Here is a 6635-nt window from a genome sequence, read left to right on the forward strand (position 1 = left end):
TCCTCTCTCCTTTACACAATCATTCGAACGGCTACAACACCTGTAATTTTGCTTATATTTTCCACAATGTTCTCTTTTATTATATCATCAATTCCGTTATCAATATCAATCATTGTATACGCCCAAGAATGTTTACTACGATTAATCATATCCGCAATATTAATATGATGTTCTGCTAAACATCCTGTAATTTGTCCTACCATGTTCGGGACGTTTTGATGCATGATTGTAATACGTTTCTTTCCGATATAAGGGAGTTCGACGTTTGGATAGTTTACTGAATTACGAATATTTCCTGTCTCTAAATATTCACGTAATTGGCGCGCTGCCATGATTGCACAATTTTCTTCTGATTCAGATGTAGATGCACCAAGGTGAGGCGTCGCTGTTACATTTTTCATCTTTATCACATTTTCATTCGGGAAGTCTGTTACGTAATGCGTAATAACATCTTCTTCTAACGCTTTTTGAAGAACATTTTCATCTACAAGTTCTCCTCTAGAGAAATTGAATAAACGCATACCTTTTTTCATCTTCTCTACAGCGTGTTCACCAATAATCCCCTTCGTTTGATTCGTAAGAGGAATATGAAGTGTAATATAATCACATGTTGCGAAAATTTCATCTAAACTAAATGCTCTTTGTACATGTGTAGAAAGGCGCCATGCTGTTTCAACTGAAATGTAAGGATCATATCCGACAACGTCCATCCCTAAAGCTAACGCATCGTTCGCAACTAAAGCACCGATTGCGCCGAGGCCAATTACACCTAGACGTTTCCCTGCAATTTCTGATCCAACGAATTGTTTTTTTCCTGATTCAACAAGCTGCGGTACTTCTTCACCCTCTAAATTTTTCGTCCAGCTTACACCGTTAATAATGTTACGTGAAGACATAATAAGGCTGGCGATAATAAGTTCCTTTACTGCATTGGCATTCGCTCCTGGTGTATTAAATACTACAATCCCTTTTTCTGTACATCGCTCGACAGGAATATTATTTACACCAGCACCAGCTCTTGCAATCGCCTTTAAGTCTTTTGAAAATTCTTCTTGGTGTAAAGAATAGCTGCGAAGTAAAATACCATCTGGGTGGTCCATTCTATCCCCTACTTCATAACGCTCTCCGCTAAGTACTTGCAAACCCTTTTCCGCAATTTGATTTAACGTTTGAACACGAAACATATCCCCATCTCCCTATCTATTCTCAAGCTCAAATTCCTTCATATAATTTACTAATTGCTGTACACCGTGTACTGGCATCGCATTGTAAATACTTGCACGCATACCACCGACTGAGCGATGCCCTTTTAACGTAACAAGGCCGCGTTCTTTCGCTTTTTGTAAAAACTCATTGTTCAGCTCTTCTGACGGTGTTGTAAACGGAATGTTCATAAGTGATCGATACGTAGGATCAACTGGTGAAGTAAACAATTTTGATTCATCTAAGAAATTGTAAAGAAGTGAAGATTTCATTCTATTCTGTTCTTCAATCGCAGATACCCCGCCTTGCTCTTTCAACCACTCTAGTACAAGTTTCGTTACGTAAATACTAAAGGATGGCGGTGTATTATATAAGGAGTTATTTTTGCTGTAAGTTTCATAGTTTAACATTGTAGGACAAGAGCGATCTGCTCCCCCAATTAAATCTCTTTTTATAATTGCAATCGTTAAGCCCGCTGGTCCTAAATTCTTTTGCGCTCCCGCATATATAAGGCCGAACTTCGTAACATCATATTGTTCTGATAAAATATTTGAGGACATATCTGCAACGAGCGGTACTCTATCTAAACGTGGAATGTCCACATATTTCGTACCCTCAATTGTATTGTTCGTTGTAATATGTACATAATCTAGTTTTTCATCATTTGGTAAACCATCCAGTTTAGGAATTGTAGTAAACTTCTCTTTTTCAGAAGAAGCAAGCACTTGTACTTCCCCTATTTTTTCAGCTTCTTGCATCGCCTTTTTAGACCATGAGCCAGTTAATACGTACCCTGCTTTTTTGTACGTATTCATTACATTTAACGGTATCATAGAGAATTGTAATGACGCACCGCCTTGTAAAAACAGTACTTCATACTCATCAGGAATGTTCATTAATTCACGAATTAGGCTACTTGCTTCATCTATAATACTTTGAAAATAAGAAGATCGATGACTCATTTCCATAATAGACATGCCTGTCCCGTTATAATTTACAAGCTCCTTTTGCACTTTCTCTAAAACTGGCAAAGGGAGTATTGATGGTCCAGCTGAAAAATTATATACTCTCTCCATCACCCTGATAACCTCCCTATTTCTTATTTTTATTAATTTTTAAACTTTCTGAATTATAACCTGAAATATAATACGTGGTCAATTTGTTTTCTATTATTACGGCGTAAGACGCAATGGAATCGCTTGCATGTGCAAACTACTTTTTATAAACATACAAAAAAGTGTTAAGTACATAATCGTACTTAACACTCTAGTAATAAAGTATAATTGCTAATTGTCCGTGAAGAACCGATCAAAAATTTGATAAATAGCAGAAAGACCAATGAGCCAATAAATAGTGTCCACAAGCGCCGGCATAGAACCAAACCATTTCTCAACTACATTGTAATCTAACGCTACAAACAACCAATTCAAACCGCCAAGAATCACCAAAATTACTGTAAGGTAAGACAAAAATTTCATTATGATTGCCCCCTAGGTGATAAGATGGTGAAAAGCCTTTCACTAGAAATATATGTGGTAAAATTCAAAACTTACCTATTTAATAAAAATTATTTTCGGTACCAGCCGTTAATAACTGCCTCTGCTTCTTTACTATGTATTTGATACGCATGCGTACTATTATGAGAGCCAATAAACCAAATTGAAAAGCCTTTAAAATACGGTTTCGTTTCTAATATATCTCGGTAAGCACGCCATCCGTTTAATTGTACGTCCTTTGAAAACACATTAGATACATCTGGATTCCACGGATTTTGTAGTCCAAGTTCACGTGCTGGAACGTTAAATCCACCAAAATAAACCGGTTTTCCTGTTGCATTATGTAATTGTTCTAACTGCTGCACAACATTTTGCCCACGATTATATACTGTTGTGGCAAATAAACTTTGCTTCACTTCTTCGTATGATGGATTTCTTTTTCCTGAAACTTCAAACCAACTATCAATACTAACAATATCCACCTTTTTTAAATATGGACGATTTATTTTTTCTATAAACTTCGCTTCATAAGATGGATCAAAGCTTGCTGTTAACCACCAATTCATTTGATACAAAACATTTCCTTTATATTGCTGACGGACGAAATCAATCGTATCGCTCCAATATCCTTCTGCATATTCCATATTCACGAAATTAGAGGCAATCTTGAGCCCGTACACATTGTATTTACTTGTAATCGAATTAAAAATATCTTGTAGAATAACCGTTTTCCAATTCCAGAAGAAATCATTAATATTACTCGGATTCCATTCCGTTTCCCCAACATTTCCTTGCTGAATATATGGGAACGGTTCCACAATAACTTGAATATTACGCTTTAATAATTCTTGAATTAAAAGAATAGCCTGTTGCTTTTGCGCTTGATTAATTACCATGTTCGTAGAAGTCACATTCGGAATATCTACCTGAATCGGTACATTTACTGTATTTAAATTTAAGCGCTCTACATCAGCTAACACTTTCGCCACATTTCCAACTTCCCATACCGTTACATTTCCTGATTTGATTTTTCCAGATTGAACAGTATTTACATCAGCCTGTACATTTCCTTGAAAACAAAAAGAAAACAACATAATAAACACTCCTAAAAAACTTATTAAACTCTTATTTTTCTTCACAACTTTCCCCCTATAATTTTTGGCATTCTTGCTTATTCTATACAATGTTTCACATATATTCCACAAGAATATTTAGTGAAATTTCATCAATAAAAATGCTATTCACCCTTTATCCATATCTTATTCATACTAACCTCCTAAAAATAGTAAGATAAATAAAAAAGGAGCGTATTTCCGCTCCTTTTTTATCTTTTTAAAATTGAAGTTATTGGATTTTTTCTGATAACCTAACCACATCTAATTTTTTATATAAATAAATTTTTATCTATATTCGCTTTTTGTTTGTATTACTTTTATATTTACTTCATTAGATTGTTTAATATCATCTTTAAATTCTTGTTTGACTTTTTCTATATCAGCTGCAGTACCACTAACTAGAATCCCATCGACTGGTTGTCCTGGACCTTGCACATAACGTTTTACTCCTAATCCTACTCCTATAAAAATAGCAATAACCACCACATAACTTATAATTTTTTTCACTAGAATACTCCTTTAATTAATGATTTATATCTGGATTATAGATGTGATTTTTTCATAAGTTAATGACTTCTATCTAACTATCTAACTTCTAATCTTACAATATTGTAAGATTAGAAGTTACAACGTGTATATTTTATGTTAGAAGACCCCCTCCTTAATTTGTTTGATGTTGGGATAGCGTTAGTAAATAGATGGGAGATACTGTCGAAAAAAGATAAAAATGACTCGATTATTTTTTGTAGATTATACACAAACATTTATGTAAAATGTTTATATATAATCAAACGAAAATACGATTTATCTACTTTTTATGCAAAAACCAAACAAAATTGATGAATATTATTAATACCAATAACAACATGAACCAATACAGAAATCATACTTTCATAAGTGAAATACTAAAAAAGTGAAAATAAAACAATATGGATCCTTTAAAAAAGTTACAACCCTATGAAAAACAAGATTGTAACCAAAAATAGCTTGAAAAGAGGGAGAAAATTATGGAACAAAGGAAATATTCAGTAACACCTCAAGATCGAATGAATTATATACTTGGTCTTTATTCCGCAAATCAACAAATTAATGCCGTTCTTTATTTTCCTATAGGTATATCAAAAAAAGTACTTGAACAATCAGTAAGAATAACGTTACAATTACAGCCCGTTTTAAACAGCCGTTTTGTAGAAAGTGATATGCCTTACTGGGAGGAACATTCATCTAGTACTAACTCACCAATTTGTTTTTTTGCAGAAGGAGATGATCAAAATCTTGAAGTGATGGCAATAGATTTTATAAAGGAATCTGGAGATCCTATTCAAGGGCCTATGGTTCAGACAAAATTATTACGAGGCACTTCAACAAATATATTAGTTGTTAAATTATCTCATCTTTGTTCAGATGGTGCTGGAGTCAAGGAATATATTAATTTGCTGGGAGCAATTTATACTCACCTTTCTCTGGGACAGTCTAAGGATGAAATTATAAAGAGATTTAATGCAAAAAATGAGGGTTTTCGCGATCAATCACCTGTATTCAAATATACTGGAATAACAGACATAAAAAGTGCGTATCGTCCCAGCCAAGAACAACAAGCAGCATTATGGTCTTTTCCATCTCAACCTAACAAAAATACTTATCCAAAAATGGCCGTGCGACGGTTAAGCCGTGAGCAAACTCTACGTTTAACCCTATGGACAAAGGCACAACAAGCTACCTTAAATGATGCAATCCTGACTGCATACTTCCGCTCTTTATCACATTTCGCTGTGTATGCAGAACCTCGTACCGCAGAAAAAATGGTTGGTTTAACAATTGATTTACGCCGATATCTCCCTAATCATACAACTGGTTCAATTTGCAACTTATCCGGGATGGAAATGCCAGTGATTAAAATGGAAAATGATGACTCATTTAATCAAACTCTAGTTCGAGTCAAAGAATCAATGGATACAATAAAATCTCAAAATCCAGGTCTTTCTTCAGCCGCAGGAATGGAGTTACTGGCAAGTAAAAAGCTATCTGAAGTTAAGGAAATGTATAAACAGCAATATGAATGGGCTTTACAAATGGGAATGGCTTTACCGTTACTTACTAATTTCGGATCGATAGCTGATGAACCTATTAAGTTTGGTGAAGTTCAAGCTCAGGACGGGTATATAACATCACCAATTATGTATGCACCATTCTTTACAATGGGGGCAAGCTCTTATAATGGGAGACTTACATTTACAATTGGTTATCATTCGCCAGATACTACAAAAGAAAAGGTAGAGCAATTTTTAGAAAGTGTGGTCAATGAACTATCAAAATTGTAACGGGAGTATCACCCTAAGCTCAATAAGTTAAGTTTATAAATCTAGCCAAGAAGAGTACTTCCTCAAGGAACGCGAAATGAGTATGTGAGAGATGAACTGGCTTCGGACATAGGATATAAGGAAGCCAGTTTAGTTGTTCGCCATACATGGGGTACCGGCCCATTCCCATTAACCTAAGAAAACAGATGTGAGATACTTTAAAATATTAGCTTGATGCACATGGTTAGGCGCCCTCAAATGCTTGGATTAAAATCATTACAAACAGCTTAAAAAAAATGCTGCAATAGAAGTTATACATATAATCAAAAAAGGACAAACTATCCAAGGTGAATAGTTTGTCCAAAACCATAAACTCTATGGTTTAACAATATATAATTCAGTTCCGCTAAAAGTCTTTTATTCTCTTTTCATATCCTACTATTTTTGCATCCGAACGAACAATAGAGAATTAGAATAATGACTTAATACTTGCTAGAACAGTAAGTATTCCTATAACAATT

General features: G+C 34.5%; 6 protein-coding genes. 1 reads left to right on the forward strand and 5 read right to left on the reverse strand.

The window, feature by feature from the left end:
• Positions 1–11 precede the first annotated feature (11 nt).
• The 5 genes from GFJ36_RS17200 to GFJ36_RS17220 all read right to left on the reverse strand — a co-directional run bounded on the left by GFJ36_RS17200 (position 12) and on the right by GFJ36_RS17220 (position 4321).
• Positions 12–1184, reverse strand: coding sequence for a 3-phosphoglycerate dehydrogenase family protein (locus GFJ36_RS17200; RefSeq protein ID WP_087984206.1), 1173 nt, complete (start codon positions 1182–1184; stop codon positions 12–14).
• 12 nt (positions 1185–1196) lie between these two features.
• On the reverse strand, positions 1197–2279 hold the full coding sequence (serC, locus tag GFJ36_RS17205) for a 3-phosphoserine/phosphohydroxythreonine transaminase (protein WP_087984264.1): 1083 nt from the start codon (positions 2277–2279) through the stop codon (positions 1197–1199).
• Between the two features lie 210 nt (positions 2280–2489).
• Positions 2490–2681 (reverse strand): DUF378 domain-containing protein, encoded by a 192-nt coding sequence (locus GFJ36_RS17210; RefSeq protein WP_000670803.1) that lies wholly within the window; start codon positions 2679–2681, stop codon positions 2490–2492.
• An 89-nt stretch (positions 2682–2770) separates the two neighbouring features.
• Positions 2771–3838: a glycoside hydrolase family 113 gene (locus tag GFJ36_RS17215; RefSeq protein ID WP_097889850.1), complete on the reverse strand. Its 1068-nt coding sequence runs from the start codon at positions 3836–3838 to the stop codon at positions 2771–2773.
• Positions 3839–4099: 261 nt separating this feature from the next.
• Positions 4100–4321, reverse strand: a complete 222-nt coding sequence (locus tag GFJ36_RS17220; protein WP_088609327.1) for a hypothetical protein — start codon at positions 4319–4321, stop codon at positions 4100–4102.
• A 500-nt stretch (positions 4322–4821) separates the two neighbouring features.
• Here GFJ36_RS17220 and GFJ36_RS17225 point away from each other — a divergent pair, with 500 nt between their 5' ends.
• The gene (locus GFJ36_RS17225) at positions 4822–6135 is read left to right on the forward strand and encodes a condensation protein (protein WP_088063990.1); all 1314 of its coding nucleotides are present in this window, start codon (positions 4822–4824) and stop codon (positions 6133–6135) included.
• Positions 6136–6635: the final 500 nt, after the last annotated feature.

The sequence above is a fragment of the Bacillus sp. EE-W1 genome, from assembly GCF_009760835.1.
Taxonomy (GTDB): Bacteria; Bacillota; Bacilli; order Bacillales; family Bacillaceae_G; genus Bacillus_A; species Bacillus_A wiedmannii.